This is a genomic window from Bacillus cereus group sp. BfR-BA-01408 (assembly GCF_022663305.1).
Lineage (GTDB): Bacteria > Bacillota > Bacilli > Bacillales > Bacillaceae_G > Bacillus_A > Bacillus_A pacificus.
In genome coordinates this window covers 1-209 of sequence record NZ_JAKUFF010000365.1, presented here as the reverse complement: position 1 = coordinate 209, position 209 = coordinate 1, and the positions used below count along the sequence as shown (strand labels likewise).

Sequence of the window (209 nt, the reverse complement as noted above, 5' to 3'; positions counted from 1 at the left end):
CGCAGAAGGATAGAAGAAGCGTGCGATTGGTTGTGCACGTCCAAGCAGTTAGGCTGATAAGTAGGCAAATCCGCTTATCGTGAAGGCTGAGCTGTGACGGGGAAGCTCCTTATGGAGCGAAGTCTTTGATTCCCCGCTGCCAAGAAAAGCTTCTAGCGAGATAAAAGGTGCCTGTACCGCAAACCGACACAGGTAGGCGAGGAGAGAAT

The 209-nt window shown here is 51.7% G+C and carries 1 rRNA gene; it reads left to right on the top strand.

Annotated features, from left to right (window positions below):
* Positions 1-209: ribosomal RNA gene (locus MR083_RS28410) — 23S ribosomal RNA — on the top strand; the annotation flags it as partial.